Origin of the sequence: Streptococcus constellatus, from assembly GCF_902167705.1 — a bacterium.
Taxonomy (GTDB): Bacteria; Bacillota; Bacilli; order Lactobacillales; family Streptococcaceae; genus Streptococcus; species Streptococcus constellatus_A.
On record NZ_CABHMZ010000005.1, the window covers coordinates 21904 to 40323 of the forward strand.

Annotated in this window: 16 protein-coding genes and 2 pseudogenes; 16 read left to right on the forward strand and 2 right to left on the reverse strand. The window is 34.6% G+C overall.

The features are described from left to right. Positions 1 to 38 precede the first annotated feature (38 nt). The 10 genes and pseudogenes from FQ204_RS01545 (at position 39) to FQ204_RS01590 (ending at position 9320) form a co-directional block, all read left to right on the forward strand. Positions 39 to 269: a YdbC family protein gene (locus tag FQ204_RS01545; protein WP_002596258.1), complete on the forward strand. Its 231-nt coding sequence runs from the start codon at positions 39 to 41 to the stop codon at positions 267 to 269. Between the two features lie 70 nt (positions 270 to 339). Further along, positions 340 to 531 (forward strand): hypothetical protein, encoded by a 192-nt coding sequence (locus FQ204_RS01550; protein WP_002596259.1) that lies wholly within the window; start codon positions 340 to 342, stop codon positions 529 to 531. A 54-nt stretch (positions 532 to 585) separates the two neighbouring features. After that, the gene (locus FQ204_RS01555; protein ID WP_003061022.1) at positions 586 to 2448 is read left to right on the forward strand and encodes a recombinase family protein; all 1863 of its coding nucleotides are present in this window, start codon (positions 586 to 588) and stop codon (positions 2446 to 2448) included. Next, positions 2436 to 3935, forward strand: a pseudogene (locus FQ204_RS01560) (helicase); the annotation flags it as partial. The gene FQ204_RS01555 and the pseudogene FQ204_RS01560, both read left to right, overlap by 13 nt. Before the next feature lie 41 nt (positions 3936 to 3976). Beyond that, on the forward strand, positions 3977 to 4636 hold the full coding sequence (locus FQ204_RS01565) for a DNA-binding protein (RefSeq protein ID WP_144207738.1): 660 nt from the start codon (positions 3977 to 3979) through the stop codon (positions 4634 to 4636). A gap of 147 nt (positions 4637 to 4783) precedes the next feature. Further along, positions 4784 to 4999 carry a helix-turn-helix domain-containing protein gene (locus FQ204_RS01570; RefSeq protein WP_000036627.1) on the forward strand — a complete coding sequence of 72 codons (216 nt, stop codon included), beginning with the start codon at positions 4784 to 4786 and terminating at the stop codon, positions 4997 to 4999. Next, complete coding sequence (locus tag FQ204_RS01575; protein WP_144207741.1) at positions 4983 to 6479, forward strand: Eco57I restriction-modification methylase domain-containing protein; 1497 nt, start codon at positions 4983 to 4985, stop codon at positions 6477 to 6479. The genes FQ204_RS01570 and FQ204_RS01575 overlap by 17 nt, the downstream gene beginning before the upstream one ends. After that, positions 6472 to 7392, forward strand: coding sequence for a BsuBI/PstI family type II restriction endonuclease (locus FQ204_RS01580; protein WP_144207744.1), 921 nt, complete (start codon positions 6472 to 6474; stop codon positions 7390 to 7392). The genes FQ204_RS01575 and FQ204_RS01580 overlap by 8 nt, the downstream gene beginning before the upstream one ends. 8 nt (positions 7393 to 7400) lie before the next feature. Next, on the forward strand, positions 7401 to 8822 hold the full coding sequence (locus tag FQ204_RS01585; RefSeq protein WP_144207747.1) for an SIR2 family protein: 1422 nt from the start codon (positions 7401 to 7403) through the stop codon (positions 8820 to 8822). Continuing rightward, entirely contained in the window at positions 8823 to 9320 is a 498-nt protein-coding gene (locus tag FQ204_RS01590; protein WP_016182935.1) for a TIR domain-containing protein, read from the forward strand. It begins immediately after the preceding gene. A gap of 22 nt (positions 9321 to 9342) precedes the next feature. Here FQ204_RS01590 and FQ204_RS01595 read toward each other — a convergent pair whose 3' ends face one another. Then, entirely contained in the window at positions 9343 to 10674 is a 1332-nt protein-coding gene (locus tag FQ204_RS01595) for a relaxase/mobilization nuclease domain-containing protein (protein ID WP_144207750.1), read from the reverse strand. Between the two features lie 5 nt (positions 10675 to 10679). Next, positions 10680 to 11030, reverse strand: a complete 351-nt coding sequence (locus FQ204_RS01600; protein WP_144207753.1) for a plasmid mobilization protein — start codon at positions 11028 to 11030, stop codon at positions 10680 to 10682. A 297-nt stretch (positions 11031 to 11327) separates the two neighbouring features. Here FQ204_RS01600 and FQ204_RS01605 point away from each other — a divergent pair, with 297 nt between their 5' ends. The 6 genes and pseudogenes from FQ204_RS01605 to FQ204_RS01630 all read left to right on the forward strand — a co-directional run bounded on the left by FQ204_RS01605 (position 11328) and on the right by FQ204_RS01630 (position 18253). Next, positions 11328 to 11900: a TetR/AcrR family transcriptional regulator gene (locus FQ204_RS01605; protein WP_144207756.1), complete on the forward strand. Its 573-nt coding sequence runs from the start codon at positions 11328 to 11330 to the stop codon at positions 11898 to 11900. Between the two features lie 103 nt (positions 11901 to 12003). Beyond that, the gene (locus tag FQ204_RS01610) at positions 12004 to 13743 is read left to right on the forward strand and encodes an ABC transporter ATP-binding protein (protein ID WP_144207759.1); all 1740 of its coding nucleotides are present in this window, start codon (positions 12004 to 12006) and stop codon (positions 13741 to 13743) included. Continuing rightward, positions 13736 to 15445 (forward strand): ABC transporter ATP-binding protein, encoded by a 1710-nt coding sequence (locus tag FQ204_RS01615; RefSeq protein ID WP_144207762.1) that lies wholly within the window; start codon positions 13736 to 13738, stop codon positions 15443 to 15445. The genes FQ204_RS01610 and FQ204_RS01615 overlap by 8 nt, the downstream gene beginning before the upstream one ends. A gap of 2 nt (positions 15446 to 15447) precedes the next feature. Next, positions 15448 to 16964: pseudogene (locus tag FQ204_RS01620) on the forward strand (ABC transporter ATP-binding protein). Then, positions 16954 to 17658 carry an energy-coupling factor transporter transmembrane component T gene (locus FQ204_RS01625; RefSeq protein ID WP_144207765.1) on the forward strand — a complete coding sequence of 235 codons (705 nt, stop codon included), beginning with the start codon at positions 16954 to 16956 and terminating at the stop codon, positions 17656 to 17658. Before FQ204_RS01620 ends, FQ204_RS01625 begins: the two are co-directional and overlap by 11 nt. 10 nt (positions 17659 to 17668) lie before the next feature. Further along, entirely contained in the window at positions 17669 to 18253 is a 585-nt protein-coding gene (locus FQ204_RS01630; protein WP_144207768.1) for an MptD family putative ECF transporter S component, read from the forward strand. Positions 18254 to 18420 lie beyond the last annotated feature (167 nt).

Here is an 18420-nt window from a genome sequence, read left to right on the forward strand (position 1 = left end):
TTTTCGGGAGGTAAATGCAGAAAATTGAGGTATGAAGAATGAAAGAAATCCAGTATGAGATTGTAAAGGAAATCGCCGTATTGTCTAAGGGCGACAGCGGCTACACAAAAGAAATCAATCTTATCTCATGGAACGGAAGAGAGCCGAAATATGACATCCGCAGCTTTTCCCCGAACCGTGAGAAGTGCGGAAAGGGTATCACGTTGAACGCTGATGAAGCAGCAGCACTCCTTGAAGCATTACAGAAAGAAGTAAACAGCGGGGATTGATGGTATCTGATTGACAGGGCGGGGCGTTTCCAGACGTTCTCCTGCCCTGTCTGGAAAGGAAGATTTAAGTATGGGCGAGGATAAGAAAGCAGATAAAAAGAGAAAGCGTATCGTGCCGAAAGCACCAGTTCAGATGATAATCAGCCGTGAATATGTCGGCACGCAGACAGTCACAGAAGCGTTTATCCCGATTATTTCCGAGGATATTCGGAAGAAGATTGCCGAGGGCGACACCTTCGACAATGAGGGGCTGTCCGCTTAGAATGTACGCAATGGAACATGAAAACAGATAGGACAGATATGGAGGTTTTACAGTATGGCAGGAATAAGAATGGAGAACAAGATTTATGAAGTCGGCATGTACTGCCGCTTGTCAAAAGACGATGGCACGGATAACGAGAGTGCGAGCATTGCGACACAGAAATCCATCCTCACGGATTATGTGAAAAAGCAGGGATGGCACTTAGCAAAAACGTATGTGGACGACGGTTACTCTGGTACAAATTTCCAAAGACCAAGTTTCCAGAACATGATTAAGGACATTGAAAGCGGTCTGATAAACTGCGTTATCACGAAAGATTTATCTCGTCTGGGGAGGAACTATCTTGATTGCGGACTGTATCTGGAAGTGTTTTTCCCAGAGCATAATGTGAGGTATATAGCGGTCAATGACGGCGTGGACACGCTCAATAAATCCGCTATGGACATCACGCCTTTCCGCAACATCCTAAACGAAATGTATTCCGCCGATGTGTCGGTCAAGATAAAATCGGCGTACCGAGCGAGGTTTCAGCAGGGGAAATTCATGGGGACGACAGCACCATACGGTTACGTCAAAGACCCCGCCGACCACAACCATCTGCTGATAGATGACAAAGTTGCCCATGTGGTAAGGGAAATATTTGACCTTGCGTTAGCGGGCAACGGAATCGCCAAAATCCGCAAGCACATCAACAAACAGCATATCTTACGCCCCGCCGCTTATGCGGCGGAGCAGGGGGCAACAGGCTATGAGAGGTATTTTGAGGAGAATGAGGAGAACCGTTATATTTGGAGCGAGAACAGCGTAAGGGGCATTTTAAGAAGCCCGATATATGCGGGAAACCTTGCAGGCTACAAGCGGATTGCCGCCAACATGAAAAGCAAGAAACGCCCCTCTAAGCTGCCCGAAGAATGGGAAGTGATACCAGACACCCATGAGGGGATAGTCACGCAGGAGGAATTTGATACCGTACAGCAGCTTATTACAAGCCGCAGATTACCAGAAAACAAGGGCGGCTTTGAGAACATCTTTGCAGGCGTTATTAAGTGTGCGGACTGCGGCTATGCGATGCGGGCTATGAGTGCCAACAGGAGGAAACGCCCCGACATCATCGACTGCGTACAATATTCCTGCAATAATTATGGCAGATACGGTAATATCATGTGTACCGCACACAGCATTGAAGCGAGGGACTTGTTCAACGCTGTCCTCACCGACATCAACCGATTTGCGGATATGGCAGTCAATGATGAAAAGGCAGTGAGGGCGATTGAAAAGCGGCTCACGGAAACAGACCAGAGCAAGGCAAAGGCACTGGAAAAGGAGCAAAGAAAACTGAACAAACGCCTTGCAGAACTGGACAGGCTGTTTTCCTCACTCTATGAAGATAAGGTGATGGAGCGTATTACCGAGCGGAATTTTGAGATGATGTCGGGAAAATACCAGAAAGAACAGCTTGAAATTGAAGCAAGGCTGAAAGAGGTAACGGAAACGCTCAGCGACAGCTATGAGAAGACGCAGGGTGTCCGTGATTTCCTCTCCCTAATCCGCAACTATCAAGGCATTAAGGAACTGGACGCAACCATCATAAACGCACTTATAGACAAGATACTTGTTTCGGAACGTGAGAAACTTACAGACGGAATGGTGCGGCAGGAAATCAAGATTTATTATAAATTCATCGGCTTTGTCGGTGAATTACATATCACACCGACAAAGCGGTGGACTGCGTTAAAGCCTAAGAATTGTACGGTGTGCGGTGTTGAATATGTTCCCCGCTCTGGCATATCGAAGTATTGTCCTGCTTGTGCCAAGAAGATACAGAGGGAGAAATCAAACGAGAGCAAACGCAGGAGCAGGGAGCGAAACAGACAGGCATGTATTGAACTGTCCGCAAAAAATGACCGACTGACTTAGAGCAAAGAGCAGGTAGAATTGTAAGACAGGGAAACGAAAATGAGAAAGTAAATATTTATCGTTATGTTACAGAGAATACCTTTGATGCGTACCTTTGGCAGACGATCGAAAATAAGCAAAAGTTTATTTCTCAGATTATGACCAGCAAGACACCTGTTCGTGTGGCGGAAGATGTAGACGAAAGCTCCCTTAACTATGCAGAGATTAAAGCACTTGCAACGGGTGATCCGAAGATTAAAGAGAAGATGGACTTGGATAACGAGGTTACGAAACTTGAAATGCTTGAAGCGAACTACAAGTCCAACCGTTACAGATTAGAGGATAAGGTGGCGAAAAATTATCCTGAAGAAATCGCAAGAACGGAAAAACTAATTGAAGCTGTTAAGAAAGATATAGCAAGTGTAGAGCCTAAAGCGGAAGGTGAGGAAAAGTTTACTTCCATTACCATTGCGGGAGAAAAGATTACCGATAAGAAATTAGCCGGAGAAAGACTGCTTGAAGCTATTTCAAAGGTTAAAATCAATGAAAGCAAGGTTATAGGCAAGTATAGAAATATGGATTTAGAGGTAAGCTATAACTTCTTTACCAATGAACATAACTTTAGCCTAAACGGTGCTGCAAAGCATTCAGGAGAGCTTGGAACAAGTGCGGACGGTAACATTACAAGACTTGATAACGCTCTTGAGAAAATGCCTGAGAAATTAAACAGGCTTGAAGAAAAACTTATCAGCACAAAGGAACAACTGGAAAATGCCAAAGAAGAATTAAAAAAGCCTTTTGAAAAAGCAGATGAGCTAAAAACTAAGGTATTAAGACTTGCAGAACTGAATAAGCTCCTCGATATGGGAGAAGTGGAAGAAAAGAGAAATGATAATCCGCTTGTAGAAGATGTAAAAAGGGCAATCATCGACTTCTGCAACAGAGAGTACGAAGAAAATCATAGCTATGATGAATTTAATACCTTGTATCCTGATTTGAAGCATATCGGCATCGCCTATACCAATACACCAGATGAAAGGCATGGTATTCAGTATGAGCTTGATTTAGAGGAGAAAACTTGGACGCAGTACATTGATGATACTCCTATCAAAACGGAGAGCTTTGATTACGAGAATAAAGGAGAAAATGAAGCTCTAAGGAATATGAAAAATGAAATAGAAATGTCCTCTTTTAACGATTTAGTTTATGTTGATTCCGAAGATTTAAGAGTAGCAACGGGACTTGATATTGATGATGAAGGAAACTTCTATGATCCACTTTCTAAAGACTTAGATAATGATGGTATTCCGGATAGATATGACAATGACTTTAAGGACAGTGATTATTTTGAGTCAACTTATGATGTGGAGGACAATCTTCATAGTAAAGAAGAAATCGCACAAAAATCAGAGGATAAGCCATCTATTTTAGGACAGATAAAAGCTTATCAAAATGAAAGTAAAACAGAAGAAAAGCAAAAAACAAAAGAACCAGATATTTTGAGATAATGGGAGGGCAACCTCCCTTTTGCCATGAAAGGAGAAAAAACATGGATTACAAAACAATGAGAAATCAAATAGAAGATATGGTAAATGATAACCACAAGGACTTTGTGAAGGCGATTATAAGCATGGAAAAAGGTATCAATGATGAAAGTGCTTTAGACAAGCTCTATGACGCTTATATGGACAATGACAGCCTTAATTTGCTACATGAGGAATTTGACTATATGATTGAGGATTTAAGAGAACAGGGACAGATAAAAGACTTACCTTATGTTCAGGAAGAAAAGGATAATCTTATCAATATTGTCGGAAATATCGTTGGAGAGGTTGATGTAGTTGAAAGGGAAAATAAGAACGGAGAAGCCTTCAAGGTAGCGAATTTTTCCGTAGTATCCAAAGATGATGAAGGTAACAAGATATATCATAGTTGTTCCGCTTATGGAGAAAAAAGTGATATTCCAAAGAACTTTAAGCAGGGAGATTTTGTTAAGCTCTTTGGACAAATCAGAATATCAATTGATGATAACGGCAAGGAGCATAACAATATCAGAATACTTTCTTCAAAGCTACTAAAGGCAAAGGAACAGATGAGAGGACAAGAAGAAAAGAAAGAATCTGTACTTGGAGCTATTAAGAAATATCAGGCTGAAGATAAGGAAAAGCCAAAAGAAAAGAAAGAAGCAACCAAAGAAGCTGAGAGATAAATTTATGGTCGGTGTGGTCTTGGGACTGCACCGACTCTTTTTTTATACAAATGGCGTATGTTTGCGTAAAAGGAAGTTTGTAGTGAAAAAAGTGAATAAATATGATATAATGATAAAAACGAAATCAGATGCATGGGGAGGACAATTGTGTCAAAAATAAGTTATAAAAAGCTATTTAAAAAAATGATAGATTTAGACATGAAAAACTCTGAGCTAATGGAAAAAGCGGAAGTTAGTCGAAGTACTTTTTATAAAATGAAGAATAGTGAGAATATCACTACTGATGTGATTGTCAGAATATGTGATAGTTTGAACTGTGGTATAAATGAAATTATGGAGTTGGTGAATGATGAAAATAATTGATTATGTAATTGAATCTACAAATAAATATATTGAACAGATGCCAAAAGAAATTCGCAAGAAAAATGGGCAATTTTTTACAAGCAAAGAAACAGCTCTTTTTATGGCATCATTATTTGATTTATCATCATTTTCAAAAGAAATTTCTATACTTGATCCAGGAGCGGGTTCAGGGATACTTACTGCAGCACTGGTCCAAAGAATAATTGATACGGATAAGATTAAAACGATAAAAATAACTTGTTATGAAACTGATGGTGATATTTTAGAACTTTTAAATAAAAATTTGTTGTGGATAAGAGACAATTCACCATTAAAAATTGAATACAAAATAGTCAAAGATAATTATATAACGAGTCAAACGCTTGAATACAACAACATGCTGGGTGTGTGTACTGAACCTGAAAAATACGATGTGATTATAGGAAATCCGCCTTATTTAAAGATTGGGAAAACGGCTAAAGAAGCTTTATCTATGCCTGACATCTGTTATGGAGCACCGAACTTGTATTTTCTTTTTATGGAGATGGCAAGTTTTAATTTAGTCGATAATGGCGAATTAGTATTTATCGTTCCGAGATCATGGACTTCTGGAGCTTATTTCAGAAAGTTTCGCGAGAAATTTTTAAGAGAAGTAGTTTTGAGGCATATTCATTTATTTGTGAGCAGAGATAAAGTTTTCGATAAGGAAGCTGTTTTGCAAGAAACAATAATTATTAAGGCTAAGAAAGAATCTAACAAGCCTAAAAATATTACTATAACTACAACGAACGCTAATTTTGATTTCGACAGCAAGACTGTTTTTGAAGCTCCTTACGATATGGTTGTTTCTGGAGAACACAAATATGTTTTTTTGATAACTGATAAAGAAGAAGCTGATACGATTAAAAAGGTAAATGAATGGAATGATACCTTGCCAACTCTTGGCTTGAAAATGAAAACTGGTTTGACAGTTGATTTTAGAAATCGAGAGGCTCTAAGAAATGATGCAGAGGAAAAAGCAGTTCCTTTATTTTATTCGCAACATATAAAAGATGGTAAAGTGATTTTTCCTGTTGGAAAAGAAAATGAGTATCTATTAACGGAGCAAAAAGGATTATTGCAGGAGAACACTAATTATTTATTTGTGAAAAGATTTACGGCAAAGGAAGAAAAGCGTAGATTACAATGTGGAATTTATTTAGCTAAAAAATTTCCAACATATAAGGCAATTAGCACACAGAATAAGATAAATTTTATTACAGGCTTACAAGGATTATCAGATTGTTTGGTTTATGGTTTGTATGTTGTAATGAACTCTACGCTTTATGATAATTATTACAGAATTTTAAATGGATCAACTCAAGTGAATGCTACTGAAATTAACTCGATGCCAATTCCACCACTAACCTGTATTGAGAATATGGGAAAGGAACTGATTAAATTAAAGGATATGTCTGAAGAAAATTGTGATGAAATATTAGGGAGATTTATATATGTCTAAATTAGAAGAAGCAAAGAATATTTTGAATGAGTTGAAAGTTCCACCAAAACAGCAGTCAGATCTATGTGGATATGTTATTTTAGCAATGGCAGATATTAAAAAGAATGATGAATGGGCTAATGCAACTAATAAATGGATAAGAATACATGATGTTATCGCTTTTATTAGAGATTTTTATGAAGTTTCATATGCAGAGAATAGTAGAGAAACATTCCGTAAGCAAGCAATACATCATTTTAGAAATGCAGCGTTTATTGAGGATAATGGCAAAGCAACAAATAGCCCTAATTATAGGTATCGTTTAACTGATGAAATGTTGTTATTAGTAAAAACATTTCAATCAAATCAGTGGGAAGAACAAAAAAATAATTTTTTGAAATCTCATCAGAACTTAATTGATTTGTATAGTTCTAAAAAGGCAGTAAGAAAAATGCCTGTTAAAATAAACGGAGACGATTTTACATTTTCTCCTGGTAAGCATAATCAATTACAGAAATTGATTATTGAAGAATTTGCTCCCCGATTCGCTGAGAACTCTGAATGCCTATATGTTGGAGATACAATTCAAAAGGATTTGGTGAAAAATGAGGAGAAATTAAAAGAACTTGGTTTTGAGATAACACTTCATGATAAGATGCCAGATGTTGTTTTATATTCAGAGGATAAGAACTGGATTTACTTTATTGAGTCTGTAACTTCTGTGGGTGCAATGGAGCCAAAGCGAATAAAAGAAATTGAAGAAATGACAGAAAATGTTTCTGCTGGGAAAATATATGTAACAGCATTTTTAGACTTTAAAACATTTAAGAAATTTTCAGAGTCTTTAGCTTGGGAAACGGAAGTATGGATTGCGGATATGCCGGACCATATGATTCATCTAAATGGTGATAAATTCTTAGGACCGAGAAAATAAAGGAGGAGGTGCTCATTATTAAAGGTGAAGTATCAAAAAAAGATTTGATTAGAGAAATTGAAAAAGCTATTAAAAGTGATGAATTAGGAGCATTTATTGGAGCAGGACTATCAATTCCTGCCGGATTTTGTAGTTGGAAAGAACTTCTAAAAGAACCTGCAGAAGAAATTGGACTAGATGTTGAAAAAGAAAATGATTTGGTTAACTTGGCTCAGTATTATTCTAATTCAAAAAAAAGAACATCGATAGATGACTTGATCAAAGGTCAATTTTCTCAATTAGTAAAACCTACTGAAAACCATAAATTATTATCACAGTTACCGATTTCCACTTTTTGGACAACTAATTATGATAAGTTAATTGAAAAAGCTTTAGAAGATAATATGAAAAAGCCTTATATAAAAACAAAGGATGAACAATTAAGAGGTACAAATCATGATTTTGATGCAATAGTATATAAATTGCATGGCGATGTAGAATCTCCTGAAGACGCAGTACTAACAAGAAGTGATTATGAAGAATTTGGATATAACAAAAGAAAATTATTCAGAGAAGTTTTAGAAGGAGATTTGCTTACCAATACATTTCTATTTTTAGGATTTAGTTTTGAAGATCCAAACTTTAACTATGTAATTGGAAGATTAAGGGTATTGCTCGATGAAAAGAATACAAGAAAGCATTATTGTATTATGAAAAGAGTCCAAGATACTGATGAGGATTATGAATACAAAAAAGCAAAACAGGAGCTACAAATTGAAGATTTAAATAGATATGGTATTTTTACATATTTAGTAAATAGATATGATGAAATTACCGAATTATTAAGCACTCTTGTCGATAGATTTAGAAGGAAAACAATATTTATTTCAGGCAGTGCATACAATTATCCGGGTTATTCTCATGAAACCGCTCAAAATTTTATTCATAAATTATCTTTTGAACTATCGAAGAATGGTTATCGCATTGTTAATGGATATGGAAAAGGTGTAGGAGAATTTATATTAAATGGTGTTGCAGATTTTTGTTTGACTCAAAAAGCAAAAATAAATGATTTTTTGACGCTTATGCCTTTTCCTCAAAATAGTTCATTAGAAATAGATTTAGATACCTTGTATAAAGAAAATAGAGAGCAGATGATTGAAAATTGTGGCATAGCAATATTTGTTTTTGGAAATAATGAAACAGAAAATATTGCAAGTGGAGTTATGGACGAATATGAGTTATCTAAAGAGCATGGATTAGTATGTTTGCCTATTGAAAATACTGGTGGGGCATCTAAAGAAATATATGATAAAACAACTCAAGAAATTTCAGATAAAAATACAATAAGCGCAATTGAACAGGCAAATAAACAATGCGATGGAGATATTGATATATCTGTTAAAAACATAGTGCAAGCAGTTAAAATATTAAATAAGGAGGATTTTTAAATGTCAAAAAGGCAAGTATTTTTCAGTTTTCATTATGACAATGATAATTGGAGAGCAGGACAGGTACGCAATATGGGAAAGGTGGATAGCAGCTCTACTTTTTCTGATAATGATTGGGAGGAAGTAAAAGAAAAAACAGACAGTAAAATCAAAGAATGGATTGATGAACAATTAAATAAGCGTTCATGTTTAGTGGTTTTAATCGGAGAAAAGACTGCAAATAGAAAATGGATAAATTATGAAATTAAAAAAGCATATGAGTTAAATAAAGGAATTGTAGGAATCTATATTCATAAATTAGAGAATTCATCAGGTGAACAAGATGATAAGGGAAATAATCCATTTGATTATTTGACATTAGAAGGAGAGAAACTTTCTAAGTATGTTAAATGTTTTGATTCGAGTTATGCATCAAGTAAATATGTTTACAATGATATTAAGGATAACATAGAAGATTTGATCGAATATGGCATTGAGCACAAACCGTCTACTTGGTAATAAATGAGAGTGGAGAGAAAAATTATCTCTCCATCTCCTTATCCATATAAATTCCATAGTTCTTTCGTATTTGATAAAGCTCGTCCATAGTAGATTTGGTAGAAGAATACTCTTGCATAAGGGTATTCTTTTTTTCTTGCAATTTATCAAGTTTATCTAAAATATCCTTTGAATTTGGCAGCTTTGAATAGGATTTTTTTAGTTTTGAAAGATCCATTTCGTAGCGTGTGATTTCAGCCTTATGCTCCTCAAAAAATGCCTTATCAGAAGGATTTGCTTTATATTCTTTGTAGTAGGCTCGATATTTTTTAACAGCATGAACTTGTTCCATAGTATCAGAAAGTAGCTGCATGTCCTTATCAATTTCTTTGATTTTATCTTGTAAGGCTTGTCTTTCTTCAGCACTTTTCCTGATGTATTCATCAAGTTGTTTAATGGAGTTAATGCTATATTCTCTGATGAAAACAATTGACTCAGCCATTGTATTTAAGTTATGTTTTGTTGCCCAGTATTCATAGCCTTTGCTCTCTTTCACTTTGGCATTGGTATTCATATTGATAACATTTCCGATTTGTTTTTTGACAGGTGGGGCTTTAATAGATTGATTTTCTGTAATACGCTCTTGTAATCTTTCTTCTGTATAATCTTCACCAATCGTCTTAGCCTTTGTAAATCTCTGCTTATCTTTTGGCTTAAAGGCTATATGTTTTCCATGCTTTATTTCATAATTAAGCTCCGCCATTTTCTTTAGAAATTCTTCCCAATCCTTAGACTGTTTTATCAGTCGATCAATGTCAAATTGAAGCCTGCTTTTCCAAGAAGTACCTTTTTTAGATTGCTCATTTTCATACCATGACTTACCATTTGTTTTGTACTTTCTCTTATAGCTCTCGTAGAACTCATCAATTACAGATAGGTTATTTTCTTTGCATAACTTATCGCTTTGATACCTGATTTGGTGGTAGCTTTTCTTGTTGGACTGGTAGCACTTACCTGTTACCATATTTACGTTATTGAAGATTATATGGTTATGGATATGTCCTTTATCTATGTGGGTAGATAAGACATATTCGTACTCATCTTTTAATATCTTTTTACACAGTTCAAGACCGATTTGATGTGCAATTTCCGGACTTGTTTCTCCCGGTAAAAAGGATTGAATAAGATGTCTTGCAAGGACAGTTCCGTTTGTTCCGACATTATTTCGTGTTCTTAAAAATTGAGTATGAGCAGTTTCCTGATGACATTTATGAGTGCTTACCAAGATTTGCTCATCTGTTTTTTCTCCATTAACAATATATGAAATGGCAAGATTAAGGGTTGATTTTATAGGATGTATTTTTGTAATAGCCATAAAATTTAATCACCTCCGGAAGTTCTGTTAAGAAGCAGAGAATGTATTTGCCACAATTCTTTTGAGAAATATTCAATTTGCTTTTTCATATCGTTTACATCATCCTTATAGATTATGCCGGTGGAATTTACACGCTTTGCAATCTGATTGATATTGCTTGTAGCATTGGAAAGTAATCCCTGTAAATCTCTAAACGGTTCTAAATCCACTTGATATATTTCCGTTTCTAAAACGCACTTGCGGATGAAATGACTCATATTTCTGCATTTCGCAAGTTTTCTTTTCTCCTCAAAAAGAGCCTTTTCTTCTTCGGTTAATTTAATTTCAAGTCTTTCATTTCGTATTCTATTTGCCATAGATAAATCCTCCTTTGAATGTATTCGGGGTATTAGGGTGCACCCTAACAAGTTAAAAATTGATAAAAAAAGAAGCAGATCCCAGAGGGCTGCTTCATCAATTTTTTCGTAAGTGTCCGTACACTTACTGTGCTTGCTACATAAGAATAATTTAGATAGCAAGCGTTAAGCAAGTTTTGAATTTATTACTAAATTATACCATAAGGACGCCATAATTTCCACATGTAACTTGACAAATATTGAATTATAATTTATTATTAAATATAAATTCAGTATTGGAATAGAAAGAGGTGTGCTATGGCACAAGTATTAAAAGAAGAAGTTAGAAATAGAATACTCGAAGCAGCAGAAAAAGTATTTTATAAAAAGGATTATAGAGGTGCTAAATTAACAGATATTGCAAAAGAAGCAGATATTCCTGTGGCACTCATTTATACCTATTTTAAAAACAAGGAAGTTTTGTTTGATGCAGTAGTAAGTTCTGTTTATATAAACTTCGAGTCAGCTTTTAATGAGGAAGAATCTTTGGAAAAAGGTTCTGCTTCTGAAAGGTTTGATGAGGTTGGAGAAAATTATATTCATGAACTTTTAAAAGAGCGTAAAAAGTTAATTATTTTAATGGATAAAAGCTCAGGTACAAAGCATACAGAAGCAAAACAAAAACTCATATCGCAAATGCAAGTTCATATTGAAGTAAGTTTAAAAAGACAATCGAAAGAGGAATATGATCCAATGCTTGCCCATATTTTAGCCAGTAACTTTACAGAGGGGCTTCTTGAAATAGCAAGGCACTATCAAAGTGAAAAGTGGGCAAAAGATATGCTAAAACTTATTGCAAGGTGTTATTACAAGGGAGTGGAATCCCTATAATCAGCACTAAAAAATAGACTTTGCGTAATCAGCAAAGTCTTACTTTAAACCTTAATACTGAATTAAAATTCAATATTATTCAATTTTGAAAGGAGAGTTGTTCATGCCGGAAAAAGAATTAAGGAAAAAAGTGATTGGGAAAAATGGTTTATCCAATTCACTTCTTGCTTTAAAAATAGTATTTGATTTGATACCACAAATCTTACTTGTATATTTGATTAGTTCTTTAATCACAAACAATATTAACGAAGGTAATTTAAAGTATATATTCTTGGGAATCTTTATATCGTTTGTATTAAAAGGCGTGTTTTACTATTTTGCAACAAAGGTTGCTCATGAGAAAGCATACGAAAAATTGACAGAACTTAGGGTAGATATTATCGGTCATCTAAAAAAACTAAGTTTAGGATTTTTCAAAGAACATAATACCGGGGAGCTTACCAACATTGTTCAGCATGATGTAGAGCAAGTGGAAGTATACCTTGCCCATGGTCTTCCTGAAATAATGTCAGTTACACTTCTGCCTACTATCATTTTCATAGCCATGATTTTTGTGGATTGGCGTCTTGCACTTGGTATGATTGCTGGAGTTCCACTCATGTATTTGGTAAAAGTTCTTTCACAGAAAACAATGGATAAAAACTTTGCTATTTACTTTAACCATGAAAACAAGATGAGAGAAGAGCTAATGGAATATGTAAAAAATATTTCTGTTATTAAGGCTTTTGCTAAAGAAGAGGAGATTAGTGAAAGAACATTAAAAACGGCAAGAGAATATATTTACTGGGTTAAAAAGAGCATGGGAGCAATTACAATTCCAATGGGACTCATTGACATATTTATGGAAATTGGAGTAGTTATTGTCATGATTTTAGGAAGCATATTTCTTTACTATGGAAATATTACAACACCTAATTTTATACTTGCCATTATTTTATCGTCTGCTTTTACTGCATCTATAAGTAAGACAGCTACATTGCAACATTTTTCTATTGTGTTTAGGGAGGCATTAAAGGCGATTGGAAAAGTTTTAACAGTTCCACTTCCAAACAAAAAGACAGAACAAGGTTTAGAATTTGGAAACATAGAATTTAAAGATGTGAATTTTGCATACGGAAAAGATTGCTTTGAGCTAAAAAACATCAATTTAACTTTTAAGAAAAATAGCTTGAATGCCTTTGTAGGTGCAAGCGGTTGTGGGAAAAGTACCGTATCTAATTTGCTTATGGGATTTTGGGATGCAGACGAAGGAGAAATACTGATAAATGGAAAAGACATAAAAGAATATAGTCAAGAAAACATCTCAATGCTGATTGGTAGTGTGCAACAAGAAGTTATCCTTTTTGATTTAAGTATTTTTGAAAATATAGCAATCGGAAAACTAAATGTAACAAAAGAAGAAGTCATAGAAGCTGCTAAAAAAGCAAGATGCCATGATTTTATTTCTGCTTTACCAAATGGATATGAAACACGAATAGGTGAAATGGGAGTTAAGTTATCCGGTGGAGAAAAACAAAGAATCTCCATAGCAAGAATGATACTTAAAAATGCACCGATTTTAATATTAGATGAGGCAATGGCAGCTGTTGATAGTGAAAATGAAAGACTAATCGGTGAAGCGATTGATGATTTAAGTAAGGATAAAACCATCATTACAATTGCTCATCATCTAAATACGATTAGAGATTCAGACCAAATTATCGTTATGGATAAGGGTATTGTTCTTGATGCAGGAAGCCATGAAGAGCTGATGAAAAGATGTGATTTTTATAAGGATATGGTTGAAGCACAGAACAAGGTAGATAGATGGAATTTGAAAGAGGTGGTAACAGAAAATGTTTAGAGAAATGTTAAAACTACTTACAAAAACCGGGAAGAGAGATTTGATTATATCAAGTGTATTCTTTGCCCTTTATGGACTAAGCTCCATAGCCATGATTGTTATCGTATTTTCTATACTGTTTCAGATATTTGATGGTACGAGTTTAGATAGGCTTTATAAATATTTTATTGCGATTGGATTACTTGTAGTGTTTAAAGGTATTTGTAATATGGTTGCAGATATGAAAAAGCATAGTGCAGGTTTTGATATTGTTCAGCAAATAAGAGAACGCATGATTATCAAATTAAAGAAATTTAGTTTGGGTTTTTATACAAATGAAAGATTGGGAGAAATCAATACAATTTTACACAAAGATGTTGATAATATGTCCCTTGTTGTAGGACACATGTGGTCAAGAATGTTTGGCGATTTTTTGATAGGTGCAGTCGTATTTGTTGGTCTTGCAAGTATTGATTTCAAACTTGCCATTTTGATGGCTGTATCTGTTCCGCTTGCACTTATCTTTCTATATCTGACAATTAAGCAATCTGAAAAAATAGAAAATCAGAATAACTCAGCACTTCTTGATATGGTTAGCTTATTTGTTGAATATGTTAGAGGAATACCTGTACTAAAGAGTTTTTCAAACAATAAGAGCTTGGATAATGAGCTTATGAATAAGACAAAAAAGTTTGGAGAAACAAGCAAAGCAGCTTCAAGATTTAAGGCAAAACAGTTATCTATATTTGGTTTTTTACTGGATATTGGATATTTAGTTCTTTTAATTACAGGAGCAATACTTGTTATAAAAGGAAGTCTTGATGTACTTAATTTTATTATCTTTGCAGTAATTTCAAAAGAGTTTTATAAGCCGTTCGCTTCTATGGAACAACACTATATGTACTATGTTTCGGCGGTAGATAGTTACGAAAGACTTTCAAGAATTTTATATGCAGATGTAATCCAGGATAAAGTGAATGGAATTGTTCCGAAAGATAATGATATAGCTTTTGAAAACATAGATTTTTCCTATGAAAAAGATGAATTTAAAATGGAAAAATTGAGCTTTTCTATTGCTGAAAAAACAATGACAGCCTTAGTTGGAGAATCAGGTAGTGGAAAGACTACTATAACCAACTTGCTTTTAAGATTTTATGATGTGCATAAAGGAAAAATTACACTCGGAGGAATTGATATAAGGGATATTCCTTATGATGAGCTTTTAGATCGTATCAGCATTGTCATGCAGAATGTTCAACTGTTTGATAACACGATTGAAGAAAATATCAGAGTAGGTAAAAAAGGAGCTACAAAAGAGGAAATCATTAAAGCTGCAAAGAAGGCAAGGATACATGATTTCATTATGAGTTTACCAAAAGGTTATGAAACTGATATTGGAGAAAATGGTGGGCTTCTTTCAGGTGGACAAAGACAAAGAATATCTATTGCAAGAGCTTTTCTAAAAGATGCACCGATCTTAATTCTTGATGAAATGACAAGTAATGTTGATCCTGTAAATGAATCTTTGATACAAGATGCCATTACAGAACTTGCAAAGAATAGAACCGTACTTGTAGTGGCTCATCATTTAAAAACAATTCAAAAAGCTGACCAAATTCTCGTATTTCAAAAAGGAAATTTACTTGAAAAAGGAAAGCATGGGGAACTTCTTGAGAAAGATGGCTACTACACAAAATTATGGAAAGCTCAGTATGAGGTGTAACCATGATTTTGTTAAAAGATGTTTCTTATGAATGGGAAGATGGGCGAACTGCTTTGAAAAATATCAATCTTGAAATTAAAAAAGGTGAATTTGTTTTAATTTCAGGGAAAAGTGGAAGTGGTAAAAGCACTCTTGGAAGTGTAATGAATGGTCTTATTCCACATTATTACAAAGGCAAAATGCAAGGAGAAGCCTTTGCGTCCGGAAAAGATATAAGCAAATTATTACTTCATGAAGTAGGGCATATTGTAGGGACTGTATTTCAAGATCCAAGAAGTCAGTTTTTCACGACAACGACAGATGAAGAAATAGCTTTTGGGCTTCAAACTATCTGCAAATCAAGAGATGAAATCAAACAGAGAGTAGAAGAAGTATATGTGGAGTTGGATATTGAGGAACTGAAAGGAAAATCTGTTTTTGAATTATCAAGCGGGCAGAAACAAAAGATAGCTATTGCAAGCATCTATGCAATGAATCCGAAAGTTTTAATTTTAGATGAGCCTTCAGCAAATTTGGATATGAAAGCAACATTTGACCTATTTTTAATTTTGGAAAAATTAAAGAAAAAAGGAACAACGGTTGTTCTAATTGAACATCGTTTGTACTATGTAAAATCTTTATTTGACCGTTTTCTTTTGGTGAAAGATGGAGAAATTGCACAGGACTTGAGTCGGGAAGAAGTATCCATCTTGAAGGGGAGTTTTGGGATGATAATGGACTAAGAACTCTTGAATTAGAAGAATACAGGATAAGTGAGAAGAAAGATTTATATCAATTAAATGATGAAAGTATCAGTGGGAAAGGCTTGAAATTTTGTTACCCAAGTGCAACTAAGGTTGGAAATAAGCAAAACCAATACATCTTAAATCATCTTGATTTCAATATGGAGTGCGGAAAAGCCATTGGTCTTATTGGGTTAAATGGTACCGGGAAAACTACTTTTGCAAGGGTAATTTCAGGACTTGAGAAGATAAAAGAGGGGAAAATATGGGCGGAAAAAGATAAAGAGTTGAATCGTAAAGATTTAATGGATATGTCATATTTTGTATTTCAAGCTTCAGACTATCAGTTATTTTCGGAAAGTGTACTTGATGAAATGCTGCTTGGTATTTCAAGTAAAGATAAAAAAGAAAATACTCAAAAGGCAAAGTCTATTTTGAATGTACTTGGCTTAGATAAATACATTGATAAGCATCCGTTTGCTTTATCAAGAGGAGAAAAACAAAGACTGACAATAGCTTGTGGAATGATGAAACGGGCAAAAGTTTTTATCTATGATGAACCAACATCAGGTTGTGATAAAGACTCAATGCTTTCAGTGGCAAAATTAATTGAAGAACAATTAAAAAATGGGACAACAGTTTTGGTGATAAGTCATGATTTTGAGTTTTTAGCAAACACAGTGAGCAATCTCTGGGTAATGGGAGATGGAAAAATAGAAAAAGTTTTGAATATGAGTGAAAGTAATAAATTTCTCATATTAGACAAGATGAGAGGAGGTAGAGAGCTTGATAGATAGAAAAACAGTCGATCCGAGAATAAAACTTACTCTACTTCCAATTGTTGGATTTACGAGCTTTTTTATAAGCAATACAATTCTACTTTTCGGACTGATTGCCTTTGCCTTTTTTCTGTATGTATACAGCAGTATGTGGAAAAGAGCATTACGCTTTATTTTGTTTTTTGTGCTTTTATACTGCATAGAGTTAGGGCTTGGAAAGTTTTGTGAAGCAAGTGTTGTATTTGCAATGTATATGTTTATTTACTTTGCATCAAGAATGACATTAATCGCTATGTTTGGTGGATATATAACAAAGACTACAAGTGTAAGTGAAATGCTTGAAGCATTAAATAGAATGAAAGTACCCAGAAGCATTGGTATCCCTTTTAGTGTTTTGCTTAGGTTTGTTCCAACTATAAAAATAGAAATTAAGGCATTAAAAGAGAATATGAAGATTCGAGGAATCGTAACAAGCAGATTTTTCCCGTTGCTACATCCAATTAAATATATTGAATATACGCTTGTTCCGCTTTTAATGAGAATGATTAAGATTTCAGATGAATTGTCAGCTTCAGCACTCATTAGAGGACTTGATAGTGGTGAGAATAGGGTAACATTAACAGAATTGCGGTTTAGATGGGCAGACTTAATGATTGGACTATTAGGAGCTTTGATAATTGCTCTTGTGATAGTAATACAGAGAACTTATTAGGAGGACTTTTATGAAAAACAAATTAAATGGTCGTGATTTTATTACAATCGGAATTTTTAATGCAATTGGAATTGTCATATACATGGCAGTTGCATTTGCTATGGCAACAACAGTTATTGGAGGATTTATTGCTTCAGGAGTTAGCTTTATGGTAGCTGCCACCGTTTATATTCTTATGGCTGTAAAAGTTAAAAAGAAGGGTGTATTTACAATATCAGGAACGCTTCTTGGTTTAATTGCATTGTCAGGAGGACATTTGCCTCATGCAGTCTTTGCTGTAATCGGTGGAATTATATGTGATTTGATTATAGGAAATTATGAGAGCAAGGGACGAATGATTATTGGATATGGGACATTTGCATTAGCAGATTTTTTAGGGACAGTAATTCCTGTGATTTTATTCGGGACAGCTTCTTTTGTGGAAAGAGCATCAAAATGGAAAATGAGCGAAGCACAAATAAATGAAGCATTATCTTATTTCAAAGTTTCGTGGGTAGTAGACTTTGGTTTTATAACTTTTATTCTTGCTTGCATAGGAGCATTTGTTGCAACAAGGATACTTAAAAAACATTTTGAAAAAGCAGGGGTGATTTAATCAATCTTTGTTTGTGAGGGGAAAATGGATTAAATAATGGAGGTAATTGCTATGTATTATTTAGGGTCTGTTATTCATATGATAAATTGCAAGAATAAGTGCAACATTTACTCTAACTCATCCACTAGAGCTTCATAAGCAGTTCTGTAAGCTAAACATTTTCGTGG